The organism is Amycolatopsis sp. NBC_00348 (genome assembly GCF_036114655.1).
Taxonomy (GTDB): domain Bacteria; phylum Actinomycetota; class Actinomycetes; order Mycobacteriales; family Pseudonocardiaceae; genus Amycolatopsis.
Window position 1 is genome coordinate 3218855 of sequence record NZ_CP107994.1, and the last position, 16679, is coordinate 3235533.

Here is a 16679-nt window from a genome sequence, read left to right on the forward strand (position 1 = left end):
ACTCCGACAAGAAAGCCGGGTACTGGTGGCGATCGTGCGAGCCACATCTCCGGGGTGACGCAGATCATGTTAGGCACGGCCGATTAGCGGGGGCAACAGGTTGCGGACACCCGGCCTTAACACTGTGGTGCGCCCCCGTTGGGGGTACGGAGGTACGGAGTGCGGTGCGGTGCGGTTCGGTACCGAACGCCGGTAGTGACCCCCGTGCGGGCCCGTCTTGGCCTGGGCCAGGGGATTCGCAGGTGAATGGGGGTCCGAACCCCCGCACCGCACGCCGCGTGCGGTCCGTACCCCGGGCGCGGAACCGCACCGGGGTCCGTACCCCGGGGGTCAGTCGCGCTCGGACTCGCCGAGGTGCTCGATGAGCTCGGCGCGGCCGCTGACCTCGAGCTTGCGGTAGGCGCCGGTCAGATTCTTCTCGACCGCGCGCCGGGTTACCCCCAGAGAGTCCGCGATCTGCTGGTTGGTCCAGCCGCGCACGACGAGGCGGGCCACCGCGGCCTCGGCCTTCGTCAGGTTTTCCAGGCCGCCGCCGGAAAACCGCAGCACGGGACCGTTCAGCTCGGTCTCCCCCGTGCCGTCGAGCCACGTCGCGCCGATGGCCTTGGCCAGTTCCCGGCCCTCCGCAAGGAATCCCGCCGCGTCCGGCTCACCGGAGTCGAGCAGCCGGGTCCCGAGGACCACCGACGTCCGCGCCCGTTCGGCGAGGTCTTCCGACTCGCGGATGATGCCCGCGGCCTCGTAGAGCAGGCCGATGCCGTCGGCGCCGCCGGTCAGCATGCCCTGCAGCCGCAGGGAACGCCCGACGCTCAGCGGGCTCCCCCACTGCTGGGCGACGACGTCTTCGGCCGCGGCGTGCGCCTGCGCGGCCGGCAGGTCGCCCATCCGCTGCCGCACCAGCGCGGCCCAGGTGCGCCACGGGTACTGGGGCGTGTTGACCCAGCCCTCGCGCTCCAGCCGCCGCCCGCAGTCGAGGAACCGGCCCAGCGCCGTGGCCGGATCGCCGCGCACCAGGTCGATCATGCCGCGGGTCAGCCGGCGCGCGGCGAACACGCGGTGATCGGTGCTGTCCATCGGCACCGCCAGCAGCCGCTCGCCGAGCTCGGGATCCTGGGTCTCCAAGGCGATCTGGGCCAGCGTGGTGACCGACAGCGCGAGCGCGTCGGGCCAGGTTTCGTGGTCGGCGCCTTCGAGGACGCCCAGCGCGATCCGCCGGGCCTTGGCGAGATCCCCTTGCGCGCGCTTGACTTCCGCGGTCTCCGCGGCGATCAGGTGGGCGGTGTCCTGCCACCGGCGCTGGGTCGCCTGCTCCGCCGCCGCGGCCAGCGCCGGTTCGAGCACGCTCGCGGTGTCGGCGGCCACCAGCGTGGTGACCAGCAGAGGCAGGGCGGTGTAGGCGTGCGCCGGGTCGAACGGCTCTTCGGTGACGAGTCGCTTGAGGACGGTCTCGACCTCGTCGGCCGCCACACTGCCCGACAACGCGGCGGAGTGCAGCAGCACGACGGCGAGTTCGCGGCCGGCGGGCGAGTCGAGCCGCTCGGCCGTCTCCAGCTCGCGCAGCCGCGCCAACGCGGCGTCACCCTGGCCCGGCGGGCGGGCCCCCGGGTACCAGGTCCGCGCCTCCGCCCGCAGCTCCAGGTCCGTGCCGGCGGCCGGGTCGGCGTCGCGCAGCACGGAGTCGACGGCGGTGCGCACGGCCGCGCCGAGCGCGGGCACCGTCACCGCGAGCGCGGGCGGGATCCACAGCGCCGCTTCCGCCTGCGCGGGCCCGGCCGGCAGCAGGGACAACGCCTGCGAGACGTGCCGCGCCGACGCGATCAGGTCGAACCCGCGTTCCGCCGCGGCGAGCTCCACCATCAGGCGACCGCGTTCCTCGCTGTCGGGCGAGGTGTTGAGCAAGGCCCGGCGCAGGTAGCGCGCGGCCAGGTCGCCGGCGCCCCGCTCCAGCACGGTCCCCGCGGCGGAGCTGAGGATGCGGACTTCCCACGGGTCCTCGGCCGCGCCGACCTTCATCAGCTTTTCCGCGACGCGCTCGGCGGGCCGGCCGTGCTCGTAGAGCAGCCGCGCCGCCCGGCGGTAGAGGACTTCGCGCAGTTCCACCGGGATCGCCGGCTCGACGCCTTCCCGGACCGTGGCGTTGGCGAAGCCGATCCGGCGCTCGTCGTGGACGAGCAGGCCGAGACGTTCGAGGCTCTGCAGCGCCGACTTGTACTCGACCTCGTCGAGGCCGGCCAGGTCGGCGGCGAGCTGCGGCTCGGCGAGGTCGCCGAGGACCGCGACCGCGCGCACCAGCGCGAGCACCGCGGGCGGCTGCGAGCCGAGCGACAGCATGATGCGGTGGTCGAGCAGGCGTTCGGCTTCGGCCGTGGCCGCCGTGATCTGCGCGGCGATCGGCCGCAGTCCTTCGCCGACCAGTCCGGTGAGGACGGTCGCGACGTTCGCCGGGTTGCCGCCCGAAACCCGGTGCAGCATGGCGGTGAACGGTTCCTCGGCGCGTTCGCCGAACGCGACCTCGGCCATCGACGCGACGCCGTCGGGCGACAGCGGCGCCGGGACGACGATCCGCGCGGCCGCGGTGACGAGCTCGTGCACCAGCGCGTACTTCGGCGCCTCGCACTCCTCCGCCACGGCCAGCGCGAGCAGGATCCGCGAGCCGCTGAGCCGCTTGGCCAGGTAGGCCAGCAGCCGCAGCGAACCGTGGTCCGCCCACTGCAGGTCGTCGACGATCACCACGACCAGGTCGTCGTGCGACATCGCGTGCACCACCGTGTGCAGTCCATAGAGGACGGCTTCGGTGGGCAGGTTGTGCTCGTGGCCGTTGGTGACGAGCCGCTCTTCGGTCAGCGCGCGCAGGATCTGCTCGGACGCGCCCTGGAACCAGCGCTCCCGCTCGGCCGTGCCGGCCGCGACGAGCACCGGGCGGCACAGCTGCTGCGCGATGCCGAAGGCGAAGTCCTCTTCGAGCTGGGTCGCGTCCGCGCGCAGCACCCGGGCGCCGGCGGCCAGCGCCGACGCGGTCGCGTCCCGCAGCAGCGCCGACTTGCCGCTGCCCGCCGGCCCGCTGATCAGCAGCAGCGAACCGTCGTTGCCCGCGGCCGCGTTCAGCGCGGTCGCGATCGCGGCCCGCTCGGCGTCACGCTCAAGTAGCACCGGTCATCAACTCGCCGCGGAATCGGGGCTCATGAGCTCGGTCAGCTGGCGCCGCCCGGTCACCGTCAGCTTCCGGTAGATCCGCGTGAGCCGGAGTTCGACGAGCCGGCCGCTCAACCGCAGCGACCGCGCGATCTCCGAGTTCGAATGGCCCGCGGCGGCGAGCGCCGCGATGCTGGCCTCCTCTTCGGACAGTGAGCCGACGGGGTCGCCCGCCACCGGCTCGACGGCGGCCGTGCCGGTGCTGCGCGTCAGCCGGCCGGTCACGTCGCGGATCTTGGCCACGAGACCGGCGGGCAGCAGCAGCGGGCGGATCGTGGAAACCCGGCCCAGCAGCGCCGCCGCCTCCACCGGATCGCCGTCGTCGAGGCAGGCGCCGGCCAGATCGGTCACCGCGGTGAGGAACTGGACCCGCAGCGGCGATCCCTCCAGCAGGGCGACCGCCGCTTCCAGCCGGGCCCGGGTTTCGGCACCGCCGAAGACCTCCGCCAGGTACAGGTTCGCCGTGCCCCGGCCGCTCGGCGCGCCCCAGTTCTCCGCGCGCGCCAACGCTTCGCGCGCGATCTCCGCGGCCGCGGCGGGCTCGCCGAGCCGGGCCAGCGCGATCGCCACACCGGTGCGCCACGGCAGGTCGACGGGGTTGCCTTCGCGCCGGGCGCGGGTGCCGCGGCCGGCCGCGCGGAAGTCTTCGAGTGCCGCCGCCGGGTCGCCGCCGGCGAGGCGCACGGCGCCGCGCTGCACCAGGAAGTACGCGGCGGCCATGCCGTCTTCGGCGCCGGCGGGAAGCGGGTCGGCGACGGCTTTTTCGGCCTCGTCCAGCCGCAGGCCGGCCAGGGCGAACTCGGCCCGCACGGCCAGCAGCCGCGAAACCGAGCGCGGGTGCCAGGCCGCTTCCGGCAGCCGGGTTTCCGCCGCCTCGATGTCGGCCTCGGCCTGGCCGAGGTTGCCGCGCCGCAGTTCGCAGCGGGCCCGCATCAGCAGCGCGTTGGCCGCGGCCGCCCGGGCGCCGACGCGGGTGGCGTCCTGCAGCACGTCGGTCAGGCCCAGCACGGCTTCGGTGAGGTCGTCGGTGCAGAACAGCACCCAGGAGGCCTGGATCCGCAGGCTGGATGGAAGTTTCCCGGACCGCGGCGCGAGCGCCAGCCGGGCCAGTTCGCGGGCGCGGTCGAACTCGCGGCCCCGGCCGGCGAGCTCCGTCGCGATCGTCGCGGCACGCGCCGCGTCGGGCGGACCGGGCTGCGCCGCGGGCGCCCCGAACACCGGCGTCGGCACCACCGGGCCGGCCACGGAGTCCTCCTGCGCCAGCCAGCCGAGCGCGGCGAGCGCCGACGTGCCGGCGTCGAACGCGCTGCGCCGCCGCCAGGTCGCCGCGATCGCGCGGTGCGCGGTGCGGGTGTCGCCCCGCGAGAGCAGGTGGTCGGCCGCGTCGAGCAGGACGGCGCCGGAGACCTCGGGCCCGGCGTCGAGCAGCACCCGCTGCAGCCGCAGGTCGCTCAGCTCGGGCTGGTCGGCGACCTCGGCCAGGGCCAGGCCCAGCATCAGCTTCCGGCGTTCGGCCTGGCTGACCGGTTCGCGCAGCGCCCGCGTCAGCAGCCGCGCCGCGCCGTGCCGGTCGCCGACCGCACGACGCTGCTCGGCGGCGCGCCGCAGGGTGGCGACCGCCCAGGTCGTGCCGATCGGCCGGATCGTGGTCAGCAGCTCGGCGAGCTGGTCGTCCGGCACCGCCGCGCGGTAGGCCAGCTCGGCCGCGCGGGTCGCGAGCGCGGCGCGCTCGGCGGAGTTCAGGGTGCCCAGTGCGGCGTCCGCGGTGACGTCGTCGGCGACCTTGGGCTCCGCGCCGCCGAACACGAGACCGAACCCGCTGAGCATGCGCAGGGCGACTTCGGCCGAGCCGGTGAGCGGGCCGGCCAGGGTCGTCACGAGCTCGAAGTCGAGCAGGCCGCGGCAGATCGCGATGGCCCGCAGCAGGTGCAGGGCGTCGGCCGGGAGCGCGGCGATCGAGACGGCGAGATCGGCGTCGCGCAGGTCGGCCAAGTGCGCGATGACCGCGGGCAGGCGCTCGGCGACCGGCTCGAGCCCGGCGGCGGACAGCCGTTCGAGGACCGGGGCCACCAGCGCCGGCTTGCCGCCGGTGGCCAGGTGCAGCCCGGCGGCGAACCGCGCGTCCGGGCGGGTGCCCGGGAAGCGGTCCGCGACCAGCTGCCGCAGGCCGTCTTCGGTCAGCGGGCGGACGACGACGGTGTCCACCCCGTCGGCCCGCACGGCGAGCGGCCGGTGACCGGCCTGCATGACGGCGCGGACCAACAGGATCGGCGCCTGCTGCAGGCGGTGTTCCATGGCCTCGAGCCAGGCCCGCGAGCCCGGGTCGGACCACTGCGAGTCGTCGACGGCGATCAGGAGCGGGCCCTGGCTCGCGACCCCCACGAAGTCCCCGCACAACGTCGGGATGGTCCGCTCGGTCTGCGTCCGGCCGCAGGTGCGCGTGCCGCTGTCCAGCCGGCAGCCGGCGCCCGCGATGTCCGCGGAGAGCTGGTTGATCACACCGCGGTGGACGGTGGACTCGGCGGGCGTGCAGCGGGCGAACGCCGTGATCATCCCGGCGACGCGCGCTTCGCGGACGGCCGCGGCGAGCAACGCGCTGCTGCCCGCGCCACGCGGGCCGACGACGACCACCCGGCCCGACCGGCCGGCGACCGCGCCGCGGATCCCGCGTCGCAGCACGGCGATCTCGTCTTCGCGTTCGACCAGGCGGACGTTCCCGGCGCGGCGGGCGCGGCGTTCGAACTCGCCCCGCCACGGGAGGGTCAGCACCGACGGCGCCGCGGGGCCGTCACCACCGGCCGGGCGATCCCGGACGGCGGGCGCCGCGACAGGGCGGACGAGCGCGTCCGCCATCGCCGGTTCGGCCCTACCTGGTCCGGGCAACACCATCACCCTCCGACCCACACAGCGGCTCGTCGCCGCCGCTCACCCATCGTTGCGTCGAGCGACTTGGCCTCCCAGCGTAGGACGCAGAATGTTGGTTTAACAAGCCCAACGCCTTCGTTTTGTCTGTACTTGGGCCTCGTGGACAACGCACTACCCACGAAGTCCCAGGAAAACCCACGTCTCTGGCGGTGATACTTGACAGGCCTGACCGCCCGGTGGCCAGGCTGTGCGCCGCGCCGCACACGGACTTTACGGGGCCAGAAACATGAATAAGAATCGTAAACGCCGCCCCAGCAAGATCGAATACCACCCGCTGTCCTTCGGCGGCTGGGGTGAGTACGAGCTGTGGGTCGAACATGGGTTCACACCCAAACCCAAGTCCGAGCCGGCCGCCGCGAGCCCGGATCCGGGCACGAACGGGGCCGAAGCGGGCACGGCGGCCACAGCCGTGCTCGCCGGACCACCCGAAACGCCCGCCGCCGAGCCGCCCGAGCCGCCCCAACCGCCCGAACCGTCCTGGCCGGCGGCGGAGAGCCCCGCCCGCGAGCCGCTCGGCATGCGCGAGCCACTCCGCCCGCGGCCCTACGTCCGCGGCACCCGCCCACCGCGGCCGGGACCGCGGCACCCCCTGCTGCCCGAGGTCATGCTGACCACGACCGGGCGGCACCGGACCACCACCGGCCTCGACCCCGACCTCGTGGCCGTCTGCCGGATGTGCCAGATCCCGACGTCGGTGGCCGAGGTCGCCGCCTACCTCATGCGGCCGCTCGACGTCACCCGCCCACTCGTCCTGCAGGGCATCCGGGACGGCCTGCTGCTCGCGCGCGGGACCGACCTCGGGCGCACCGACCGGCCGCCGCTCGAGCTGCTGCACCGCGTCCACGCGGGCCTGCTGCGGCTCGGCTGAGCGGCCGGACTTACTAGACAGTTCCAGGTAGCCGCGCCCCTACGCTCACGCCATGGCGAGCCAACTACTGGCGTCCTCCGACGTGCTCACGTACGTGAGCGACCATTCCCGTGCCGAGGACGAGATCCTGCGCGAGTTGCGAGAAGAAACGGCGTCGCTGCCGATGGGTGCGGCGATGCAGGTGTCCGCCGAGGAGGGCCAGTTGCTCGCGCTGCTGGTCAAGCTCACGCGGGCGCGGACGGTGGTGGAGGTCGGCACCTTCACCGGCTACAGCTCACTCTGCATGGCCCGGGCGCTGCCCGACCGCGGCCTGCTGATCACCTGCGACGTCACCGACCGCTGGCCGGCGTTCGGCCGGCCCTACTGGAAGCGGGCCGGCGTCGACGACCGGATCGACCTGCGGATCGCCCCGGCGACCGCGGTGCTCGACTCGCTCTTCGCCGAATACGGCCCGGGCTCGATCGACCTGGTCTTCATCGACGCCGACAAGGCGGGTTACGCCGCCTACTACGAGGCCGCCCTGATGCTGCTGGCACCGGACGGGCTCGTCGTCGTCGACAACACCCTGTTCTTCGGCCGGGTCACCGACCCGGACGCCCAGGACCCCGACACGGTGGCCATCCGCGAGTTCAACCGCTTCGTGCGGGACGACCCGCGCGTGGAGATGTCCCTGCTGCCGGTCGCCGACGGCATCACCCTCATCCGCAAGGCGAGCTGAACCCCCGACGACACGCACAAACCGAAGGCCGCCGCGGGATTCCCGCGGCGGCCTTCGGTTTTGTCTTGCTACGGCGCTCAGTGCACGCTGATCGCCTCGGTGAGGTCGGGGGCCACCAGGGCCACCGTCGTCGGCTCCTCCTGCGGCACCGGCTCGAGGTGCAGGCGCTGCAGGCCGTCCAGGCCCGGGTCGGCGAGCACCGCCTGGCACGCGCACGCCTCGTCGGCGAACCCGGTGAAGCGGTAGGCGATCTCCATCATCCGGTTGCGGTCGGTCGGCCGGAAGTCGGCCACCAGGTGCGCGTCGGCGGTGGCGGCCTGGTTGATCAGCCAGCGCAGGATGATCGAGCCGGCCCCGAACGACACGACCCGGCAGGACGTCGCGAGCAGCTTCAGGTGCCAGACCTCGGACCCGGTCTCCAGCAGCAGCACGCCGACGGCGCCGTGCGGGCCGAAGCGGTCCTGCATGCTCACCACGAGCACCCGGTGCCCGGGGTCGTCGATCAGGGCGCTCAGCGCCTCGTGGGAGTAGTGGACGCCGGTCGCGTTCATCTGGCTCGTGCGCCGGGTCAGCTCCTCGACGCGCGTCAGCTCGGAGTCGGTCGCCGGGCTGATCGTCATCTTCAGTTCCAGCGACCGCAGGAAGTCCTCGTCCGGGCCGGTGAAGCCGGCCTGCGCCTCCTGGCGGCGGAACGACGCCTGGTACATCTGGCGACGGCGGCGCGAGTCGACGGTGACCGTCGCCGGGCTGAACTCCGGCAGGCCGGCCAGCTCCAGCACCTGCTCGGCGCGGTAGGTCCGCACCTGCGGGAGGTGGAAGGTCACCTCGGCGAGCTCGGCCTCCTGGTCGTCGACGAAGGCGATGGTGTCGAGGGCGAACTTCAGCTCGTCCGCGATCGACCGGATGGACTCCGACTTCGGGTTCCAGCCGATCCGCGGCAGCACGAAGTACTCCGCGAGACCCAGCTCCTCCAGCCGCGCCCAGGCGTGGTCGTGGTCGTTCTTGCTCGCGACGGTCTGCAGGATGCCGCGCGCGTCCAGGGTCCGCACGAGCTCCCGGATCGGCTCGGGGATCTCGACCGAGCCGTCCTCCAGCAGTGTCCCGTTCCACAGCGTGTTGTCGAGGTCCCACACGAGACACTTGACCATTTGCGTGCTTGCCACCGGACTCCTCCTTAGCCGCCGCTGTTCGCGAGGACACGCGTGTGCCCCGCCAGGATCAGCTGGCAGATTTCGTTGCTGCCCTCGATGAGTTCCATGAGCTTCGCGTCGCGGTGCGCGCGGGCGACCACGTGGCCGTCCTGCGCGGCGGCCGAGGCCAGCACCTGCACCGCCGCCGCGGCACCGCGTGCCGCGCTCGTCGAGCTGACGTACTTCGCCAGCACGGTCGAGACCACCATCTCCGGGGAGCGCTGGTCCCACGCCCGGCTGGCGTGCTCGCACACCCGGGTCGCGGCCTGCTCGTCGGCGAACAGGTCGGCGAGATGACGGGCCACCAGCTGGCGGTCGGCCAGCGGGATCCCGCCCTGGTGCCGCTTGCCCGCGTGGTCGCCGGCCGCCGTCAGGCAGGCCCGCAGGATGCCGACGCACCCCCAGGCGACCGAGATCCGGCCGTACGCCAGCGCCGTCGTGACCAGCATCGACAGGTCGACGCCGCCCCCGCCCAGCAGAGCGGAGCGCGGCAGCCGGACGTTGTCGAGCCGCACGGTCGAGTGCCCCGCGGCCCGGCACCCGCTCGGGTACGGGATGCGTTCGATCGACACGCCTTCCGCGCGCGCCGGGACGACCACCGCCGCGCCCAGGCCGTCGAGCTCGCCGACGACGACGAGCAGGTCGGCGTAGGCCGCCGCGGTGATCCAGACCTTCTCACCGCTGATGACGATGTCGTCGCCGTCGGTGCGGACGGTCGTCGCGACCGAGGAGAGGTCGCTGCCCGCGGCGGGTTCGCTGAACGCGACCGCGGCCAGGTCACCCGACGTCAGGCGCCCGAGGTACCGGGCCCGCTGGGCCCGGTCCCCGAACCGCTGGATCGTCCACGCCGCCATGCCCTGCGACGTCATCACGCTGCGCAGCGAGCTGCACAACGCGCCGGCGTGCGCGGTGAAGTGTCCACTGTGGAGACTGCCGGCGCCGAGGCCGCCGAAGTCGGCGGGCACCTCGGCGCACAGCAGGCCACGGGCACCGAGCCCGCGCAGCATGTCGACGGGCAGCAGGCCCTCGACGTCCCAGCCGGCCGCCCGGTCGGCGACCAGCGCGGTCAGCTCGGCGGCGGCGCCGGCGAGCGGGTCCTCACTCATCGAGCAGGCGCCGGACGAGTGCGGACATGCCGTCGACGGTGCGGAAGTTGTCCAGCTTCAGGTCCGGGCCGACGATCGCGATGCCGTAGGTCTGCTCGAGGAACACGACCAGCTCCATGGCGAACATCGAGGACACCAGCCCGGTGCGGAACAGGTCCTGGTCGGAGGGGACCTCCTGGTTGATGCGGCCGGCCAGGAAGTCCTTGATCTGCTGGGCGACGACCTCCGGCGTCCGCGCCGGGGTTTCGGTGGTGGAGACGTCGTTCACTGGAACACCTTCCCGTACTCGTAGAACCCTCGTCCGGACTTCCGGCCGAGGTGGCCTTCGGCCACTTTGGACTCCAGCAGCGCGCACGGCAGGTGCCGCGGGTCGCCGGTGCGTTCGGACAGCAGCCGCAGCGCGTCGGCCAGGTTGTCCAGGCCGATCAGGTCCGCGGTGCGCAACGGGCCCGTCGGGTGGCCGAGGCAGCCCTGCATGAGCTCGTCGACCGACTCGACCGACGCGGTGCCCTCTTCGACCAGCCGCGCCGCGTCGTTGATCTGCGGGTGCAACAGCCGGCTCGTGACGAACCCCGGGGAGTCGTTCACGACGATCGGCCGCCGCTTCAGCCGCTCCAGCAGCGCGAGGACTCCTGCGAGCGTGTCGCTCCCGGTCCGCGGGCCGCGCACGACCTCGACGGTCCGGATGAGGTACGTCGGGTTCATGAAGTGCGTCGCGAGCAGGTCCTCCGGGCGCTCGACCGCGTCGGCGAGCTCGTCGACCGGGATGCCGGAGGTGTTGGTGATCAACGGGGTCCGCGGGGCGACGAGCCCCGCGATCCTGGCCAGTACGCCGGCCTTGCTCGACGCGTCTTCGATGATCGCTTCGATGACGGCCGTGGCGCCCTTGGCCGCGGTCAGGTCCGTCGTCGCCGTCAGCTCGCCCGGTTCGACGTCGGGGAACGCGCCCATCAGGCGGCCGTGCCGCAGCTGCTGGTCCACCCTCCGCCGCGCCAGGGCCAGTGCTTCTTCGCCGGCTTCGACCAGTGTGACCGGAACACCGTGTCCCAGTGCCATCGCCGTGATGGCCGATCCCATCACGCCGCCACCGATCACGGCCGGGTGATCCTGCGTTTGTCCGCCCACCACCGCGCCTCCACAATCCTCGGGACATTCCCTCGTGCGTTGGGAGGGTCTGTCACGGAGGCGTGGGTGGTCAACGAGCCGGAGCCAACTCTAGGGTTTTTCCGCCGGACACGGCAGTTTCCGCGTGGAGAGCCGACTATCCATTCAGAACGGAAACCATTGCCGGCGAGTCGTGGTCAGGACTCCAGCACGCCGATCGCGGCCAGGTCACCCATCCACGCGCGGATGGAGTCGGCCAGCTCGTTCGGTTCGAGGTCGCATTCGGGCGCGAGGGTCAGCGCCGCTTCGCCGGGGTCCCAGTCGTGCTGGGCCAGCGCGATCCACATGGCCGCGCCGATGCCCTGCGCGAGGACCCGCTGCTCACCGGAGGGCAGCGACATCTCGAGCACGCCGGCGTCGTCCACGACCACCGCCAGTCCCGCCACCGGCCGCATTCCGCTCCCCGTTTTCTCCCGCGTCGGATCCCCGCGGATCCCCCTGCCGGATCCCATCGTCAGCGCCCTCGAACGACTTCCCCTCGAACGCTATCACCGCAGGTCGGGAACAGACCAGGACGTTTGTCACCTATTGTGGTTCCCAGCCGGCGGGACACCCGCGCATTCTCGCACGCGTTTACGCGGACCGGATGGGAATATCCCCACCGCACGCGGAGCCGATTATTCCCCGCTGTCCGTCAGGACAATTCGGGACCGGCCAGTGCGGGCTCCGGCGCGAGCAGGCCCCGCGAGAAGCTTTCCTGCAGGTGAGCGCGGCCGTTGACGCCGAGCTTGCGGTACACGCTCGTCAGGTGGATTTCCACCGTCCGCAGGGCCAGCAGGAGCCGGTCCGCGATCTCCCGGTTGGTGGCGCCGGTCGCGGCCAGGTCCCCGACCCGCCGCTCCCCCACCGTCAGCACGTCGGTGACGTTGCCGGTCACGGCGTAGTTCCGCCCGCCCGACGCCGTCACACCGGCCCGGGCCCGGTCCGCCCGGCCCCAGAACCCCGCCCGCACCGAGAGGTCGACGGCGGCCCGGAAGTGCTTGCGGGCGCCGGGGTGGTCGCCCGCGTCCAGGAGCGCCTGCCCCAGCAGGATCTCCGCCTCCGTCCGGTACCAGGACGCCGGTGTGCCGGCCAGCACCTCGGCGGCCGCGGCCAGCCGGTCGACGGCCGTGCCGCCGTCGGCGGTGAGGCCGCGGCCCAGCAGGGCCAGGCCCCGCGCGGACGCCGTTCCCCAGCTCCGGGCCAGGTCTTCCCCCTGGTCGACGAGCTCGATCGCCTCGGCCCGCCGGCCGAGCCGGACGAGCACGCGGGCGGCGTCCAGCCACCACGGCGCGAAGACCGGGTTGCGCACGTCCTCCTCCCGCAGGAGCCGCCCGCAGCGCAGGAGGTGGCCGAGCGCGGTTTCGGCGTCGTCGCCCAGTTCACAGAGCCGGGCCCGGGCCAGCAGCAGGTGCGGCAGCCGGAGGACCGCGGTGTCCGGGCCCTCCCGTTCGGCCCGGGCGAGTGCGTGTTCCGCGCCGCCGACGTCCCCTTGGCGCAGCAGGATCTGCGCCTGGGAGACCAGCGGGGCCCCGGCGAGTTCCGGGCGGCCGTCGCCGTCGGCGAGCCGGACGGCGGCGGTCGCGTCGGACAGGGCCCTGGCGAGGTCGCCGGCCCCGCACATGAGCCAGGACTGCGCGGTCAGGGCGGTGATCGCGGCCCAGCCGGCTTCGTCGCGCGGCGCGTCCGGTACGACGTCGTCGAGCGCGCCGGTCGCCTCGTCCACCTCGTCGGCGAGGTAGAGGACGTAGGCGGCCAGCGAACCGGACCAGAGCACGGCGGGTTCCGGCCGGTCCAGGGCCCGGCGCGCGCAGGACACGGCGGTCTCGCGGTCGGTGCCCGCCAGCATGTGGGCCACCGAGGCCAGGGCCAGCACGCTCGTCTCGGCCGGCGTCTGACCGCCCAGGCCGGACATCCCGGCGAGCCGGCCGTCGAGGAGGCCGAGGGTCCCCGGCTGTTCGAAGGCCACCACGAGCAGCGTGGCCTCGAGCTCGGTGCGCAGGCCACGGCCGTCGTCGGCCGCGGTGCCGGGCGGCTCCGCGTCGAGCTCGGCCAGCGCCGTGGTCAGCAGCCGGGTCGCCTCACCCGGCTCGCGGGCCGTCAGCGCGGCCTTGGCCAGCTGCAGGGAGATCCGGGCCCGGCTGCGGGTGTCCCCGGCCAGTACCGACGTCCCGGCGAGCGTCGCGTACGCGGCCAGCGGGTCGCGCACGCCGACCACGCGGGCGAACTCGATCCGGGTCGGCACGTCCTCGGGGCGGTCGGCGACCAGCACGCCGAGGAAGCGTGCCGCGTCGGTGTGCCGGCCGGCCCGCTCCGCGACGCGCGCGGCCTCGGCGAGCACGTCCCGCATCCACTGTTCGGGCAGCCGTCGCCGGCCGAGCAGGTGCGTGCCGACCTCCTCCGCGGGCCGGCCGCGGTCGTTGAGCAGGCGGGCCGCGGTCAGCCGCGACGCCGTCAGGCGCCGTTCGGACACCCCGGCCAGGACGCCGGCCCGTGCCTCGGCGGAGGTGAACCCGTGGCCGGCCGGGCCGAGGACGTGCTCGGCGGCCAGCACCCGGACGGCGTCGCCGACCAGGGGTTCGGGCACGCCGCTGAGCAGGGCGACCAGTTCGACGTCGGTCCGGTCCAGCACGGCGGCGGCCTCGGCGACGCGGCCGACGTACGCGGGGCGGCCCGCGAGGATCCGCTCGACGAGACGGGCGTGGGCGCCCGGGGCGAGCAGCCGGGCGCGCGCCGCGCCGCGGTGGTCCGGCTCGAAGCCTTCGGCACGCAGCGTCCGGCACACCTGGCCCAGCAGCGACGGGTTTCCCCCGGTCAGCTCGGTCAGGTCGGCGGCGAAGCCGGGCTCCGGCCGGATCGGCCAGAGCTCGGTGACCACCTCTTCGACGGCCGCCTCGCCGAACCCGGCCAGGTCGATCGTCGCGACGTCACCCGGCGGCAGCGCCAGCGGCGGCCAGACGGGCAGGTCGGCCGGCCGCTGCGCGACCACCAGCAGCACCGGCAGCTCGGCCGCGCGGTGCAGCTGGTGGGCCAGCACCCGCAGCGAAGCCTCGTCGCAGCAGTGGAAGTCGTCGAGCAGGAGCACGGCCGGCCGGGTGGCGGTGACCTCCGCCAGCCACCGGCCCAGCCGCCGCGACACGAGCGCGACCGGCGTGCCGTCACCGCTCGCACCGCCGGGCAGCAGTTCCTCGACGGCACGTTCGGCGTTCGCGCGGCCGGGTCGGCGGCACGTGCCGCGCAGGACCGTCGCGCGGTCCTCGACCTGCTCCGCGAACGCGTCCAGCACCGTGGTCTTGCCGGTGCCCGCGGCGCCGCGGACGCGCACGAGCGTGGCCGCGCCGGCGCGCGCGTTGGCGAACGCCGAACTCAGGATCTCCAGCTCGCGCCGGCGCCCGGTCGTCCGCGCCGTCGTCCCACTCGCCACACCGGGCATCCCGCACCTGCTTCCCGCACCGTCGAGGTCAGCGTTCGAGGTCAGCTCACTGGTGCCGGCGGCCGCCGAGCCCTTCGTCGTCCGCGCCGTGCCACATGTCCAGCCGGTAGGGCGTGTCGGGCACGACGATCCGTTCGATGCCCTCGCACGCGGCGGCGGCCGGCAGCTCACCGAGGCCGGCGTCGATCCAGTCGAGGTCGCTCAGCAACCGGCGCATCGAGTGCGTGTCACCGTGGATCCGGTGCAGGGACTGGACGGCCCGGCGCAGCTCGGTGGCCTTGCGCCGGGCGAGGGCGAGCGCGTCACCGGTCATCGGAGCTCCTCTCGGGGCGGTCGGGCGCGGCCGGGAAACGGCCGTACGCGCAGGCTAGGCGGGCCCTGACCCGGAAAACCGTGGATCTCACGCGTTCCGTCGCGGGTGACCGGCAACACTAAGGTTTCCGTTGCGGCGGCCTGGGTTTACTGGTGACCCGTAAGCACGCCGAAAGGAACACGCCTCGTGAACATCGCGGACAACGCCACGACGCCGTGGATCCGCCGCTACCACCAGGCGGCCGAAGCACGGACCCGGCTGGTGTGCTTCCCGCACGCCGGCGGTTCCGCCAGCTACTTCCACCCGGTCTCCGCCCGGTTCGCACCGGACGTCGACGTCGTTTCCCTGCAGTACCCCGGCCGCCAGGACCGCCGTCGCGAACCGTGCGTCGACACCATCACCGACCTGGCCGACCTGGTCACCGCGGAACTGCTGGCCCTGTCGGCGAAACCGACGGTGTTCTTCGGCCACAGCATGGGCGCGGTGCTGGCCTTCGAAGTCGCGCTGCGGCTGGCGGACCGCGGCGCGCCGGGGCCCGGCGCGCTGATCGCGTCCGGCCGCCGCGGTCCCTCGACCCACCGCGACGAACGGATCCACGAGCGCGACGACGACGGGATCATCGCGGAGGTCAAGGAGCTCAACAAGCAGGACCTGACCGTGCTCGGCGGCGACGAGATCCTCCGCATGGCCCTGCCGGCCATCCGGAACGACTACCGCGCCATCGAGACCTACACCTGCGCTCCCGGCCGCCGCGTCCCGTGCCCGCTCACCGCCCTGATCGGCGCCGACGACCCCAAGGTCACCGCCGAGGAAGCGGAAAACTGGCGAGAGCACACCGACGGCGCGTTCCGGCTGGAGGTTTTCCCCGGCGGCCACTTCTTCCTCGCGCGTCACCAGGGGGCCGTCAACGGCGAGATCCAGCGGGAACTGCAGGCCCTGGCCACGGAGACCCCGGCGTTGCTTTCCGGACGTGATTCAACATAAACTCACATCGCCGGCAACACACACCGACATGGAGGGGGCGGCGATGTACGCGGAGGAGCGTCAGCAAATGATCCTCGAGCGTGCACGTACGCGGGGCAGAGTCGACGTCGCCGAGCTGGCGGGCGAGTTCACCGTCACCACCGAAACCATCCGCCGCGACCTCACCACGCTGGAGCGGCACGGATCGCTCCGCCGCGTGCACGGCGGGGCGATCCCCATCGAGCGGCTGGGTTTCGAACCGGCGTTCACCACGCGGGAAAGCGTGATGACGGCGGAGAAGAAGCGCATCGGCAAGGCGGCGCTGGCGGAACTGCCGTCGGAGGGCGCGATCCTGCTCGACGCCGGCACGACCACCGCACACCTGGCCGAGGCCCTGCCGATCGACTGCAACCTCACGGTCGTCACGAACTCCGTCAACATCGCGCTGTCGCTGTCCAAGCGCCCCAACCTGACGGTCATGCTGGTCGGCGGCCGGCTGCGGGCCCGCACGCTCGCGTCGGTGGACGCCTGGGCCCTGCACGCGCTGAGCGAGACGTTCGTCGAAGTGGCGTTCATGGCGACCAACGGCCTGTCGGTCGAGCGTGGCCTGACGACCCCGGACCCGGCCGAGGCCATGGTCAAGCGCGCCTCGATCGCCGGCGCCCGCCGCGTGGTCCTGCTCGCCGATCACACGAAGGTCGGCAACGACCACTTCGCCCGCTTCGCCGAACTGTCCGAAGTGGACACCTTCATCACCGACGGTGGCATCGACTCCACCGTGGCGGCGGAGATCGAGCGTGAAGGCGTCAACGTCCTGACCGCCTGACC

13 protein-coding genes are annotated in these 16679 nt (G+C 73.5%); 4 read left to right on the top strand and 9 right to left on the bottom strand.

Annotated elements, in window-relative coordinates:
• Window positions 1–330: 330 nt before the first annotated feature.
• Window positions 331–3150 carry an AAA family ATPase gene (locus OHS58_RS13575; RefSeq protein WP_326949519.1) on the bottom strand — a complete coding sequence of 940 codons (2820 nt, stop codon included), beginning with the start codon at window positions 3148–3150 and terminating at the stop codon, window positions 331–333.
• Window positions 3151–3156: 6 nt separating this feature from the next.
• Window positions 3157–6075 (bottom strand): AAA family ATPase, encoded by a 2919-nt coding sequence (locus tag OHS58_RS13580; RefSeq protein WP_328648444.1) that lies wholly within the window; start codon window positions 6073–6075, stop codon window positions 3157–3159.
• A gap of 268 nt (window positions 6076–6343) precedes the next feature.
• On the opposite strand from OHS58_RS13580, the gene OHS58_RS13585 reads away from it, so the two are divergent.
• Both OHS58_RS13585 and OHS58_RS13590 read left to right on the top strand, forming a co-directional pair.
• The gene (locus OHS58_RS13585) at window positions 6344–6985 is read left to right on the top strand and encodes a DUF742 domain-containing protein (RefSeq protein WP_328648445.1); all 642 of its coding nucleotides are present in this window, start codon (window positions 6344–6346) and stop codon (window positions 6983–6985) included.
• 52 nt (window positions 6986–7037) lie between these two features.
• The gene (locus OHS58_RS13590; protein WP_326949516.1) at window positions 7038–7703 is read left to right on the top strand and encodes a class I SAM-dependent methyltransferase; all 666 of its coding nucleotides are present in this window, start codon (window positions 7038–7040) and stop codon (window positions 7701–7703) included.
• Between the two features lie 77 nt (window positions 7704–7780).
• Here OHS58_RS13590 and OHS58_RS13595 read toward each other — a convergent pair whose 3' ends face one another.
• The 7 genes from OHS58_RS13595 to OHS58_RS13625 form a co-directional block, all read right to left on the bottom strand.
• Entirely contained in the window at window positions 7781–8851 is a 1071-nt protein-coding gene (locus OHS58_RS13595; protein WP_326951533.1) for an HAD-IIIC family phosphatase, read from the bottom strand.
• Between the two features lie 26 nt (window positions 8852–8877).
• A complete protein-coding gene (locus OHS58_RS13600) occupies window positions 8878–9999 on the bottom strand; it encodes an acyl-CoA dehydrogenase family protein (protein ID WP_326949515.1) in 1122 nt (373 codons plus the stop codon).
• Window positions 9992–10267 (bottom strand): acyl carrier protein, encoded by a 276-nt coding sequence (locus OHS58_RS13605; RefSeq protein WP_247051670.1) that lies wholly within the window; start codon window positions 10265–10267, stop codon window positions 9992–9994. The genes OHS58_RS13600 and OHS58_RS13605 overlap by 8 nt, the downstream gene beginning before the upstream one ends.
• Window positions 10264–11127: a 3-hydroxyacyl-CoA dehydrogenase family protein gene (locus OHS58_RS13610; protein WP_328648446.1), complete on the bottom strand. Its 864-nt coding sequence runs from the start codon at window positions 11125–11127 to the stop codon at window positions 10264–10266. Before OHS58_RS13610 ends, OHS58_RS13605 begins: the two co-directional genes overlap by 4 nt.
• A 173-nt stretch (window positions 11128–11300) precedes the next feature.
• Complete coding sequence (locus OHS58_RS13615; RefSeq protein WP_247051668.1) at window positions 11301–11549, bottom strand: hypothetical protein; 249 nt, start codon at window positions 11547–11549, stop codon at window positions 11301–11303.
• A 248-nt stretch (window positions 11550–11797) separates the two neighbouring features.
• Window positions 11798–14575, bottom strand: coding sequence for an ATP-binding protein (locus OHS58_RS13620; RefSeq protein WP_328648447.1), 2778 nt, complete (start codon window positions 14573–14575; stop codon window positions 11798–11800).
• Window positions 14576–14621: 46 nt separating this feature from the next.
• Entirely contained in the window at window positions 14622–14888 is a 267-nt protein-coding gene (locus tag OHS58_RS13625) for a hypothetical protein (protein ID WP_247051666.1), read from the bottom strand.
• Window positions 14889–15074: 186 nt separating this feature from the next.
• On the opposite strand from OHS58_RS13625, the gene OHS58_RS13630 reads away from it, so the two are divergent.
• Window positions 15075–15872 (top strand): thioesterase II family protein, encoded by a 798-nt coding sequence (locus tag OHS58_RS13630; RefSeq protein ID WP_328648448.1) that lies wholly within the window; start codon window positions 15075–15077, stop codon window positions 15870–15872.
• Between the two features lie 43 nt (window positions 15873–15915).
• On the top strand, window positions 15916–16677 hold the full coding sequence (locus OHS58_RS13635; protein ID WP_247051664.1) for a DeoR/GlpR family DNA-binding transcription regulator: 762 nt from the start codon (window positions 15916–15918) through the stop codon (window positions 16675–16677).
• The last annotated feature ends 2 nt before the right edge of the window (window positions 16678–16679 follow it).

Excerpts from the sequence above, each read along its gene's own strand:
- OHS58_RS13585 (WP_328648445.1), top strand. The coding sequence starts at position 6,344 with ATGAATAAGAATCGTAAACGCCGCCCCAGCAAGATCGAATACCACCCG.
- OHS58_RS13590 (WP_326949516.1), top strand. The coding sequence starts at position 7,038 with ATGGCGAGCCAACTACTGGCGTCCTCCGACGTGCTCACGTACGTGAGC.
- OHS58_RS13595 (WP_326951533.1), bottom strand. The coding sequence starts at position 8,851 with ATGGTCAAGTGTCTCGTGTGGGACCTCGACAACACGCTGTGGAACGGG.
- OHS58_RS13600 (WP_326949515.1), bottom strand. The coding sequence starts at position 9,999 with ATGAGTGAGGACCCGCTCGCCGGCGCCGCCGCCGAGCTGACCGCGCTG.
- OHS58_RS13620 (WP_328648447.1), bottom strand. The coding sequence starts at position 14,575 with ATGCCCGGTGTGGCGAGTGGGACGACGGCGCGGACGACCGGGCGCCGG.
- OHS58_RS13625 (WP_247051666.1), bottom strand. The coding sequence starts at position 14,888 with ATGACCGGTGACGCGCTCGCCCTCGCCCGGCGCAAGGCCACCGAGCTG.
- OHS58_RS13635 (WP_247051664.1), top strand. The coding sequence starts at position 15,916 with ATGTACGCGGAGGAGCGTCAGCAAATGATCCTCGAGCGTGCACGTACG.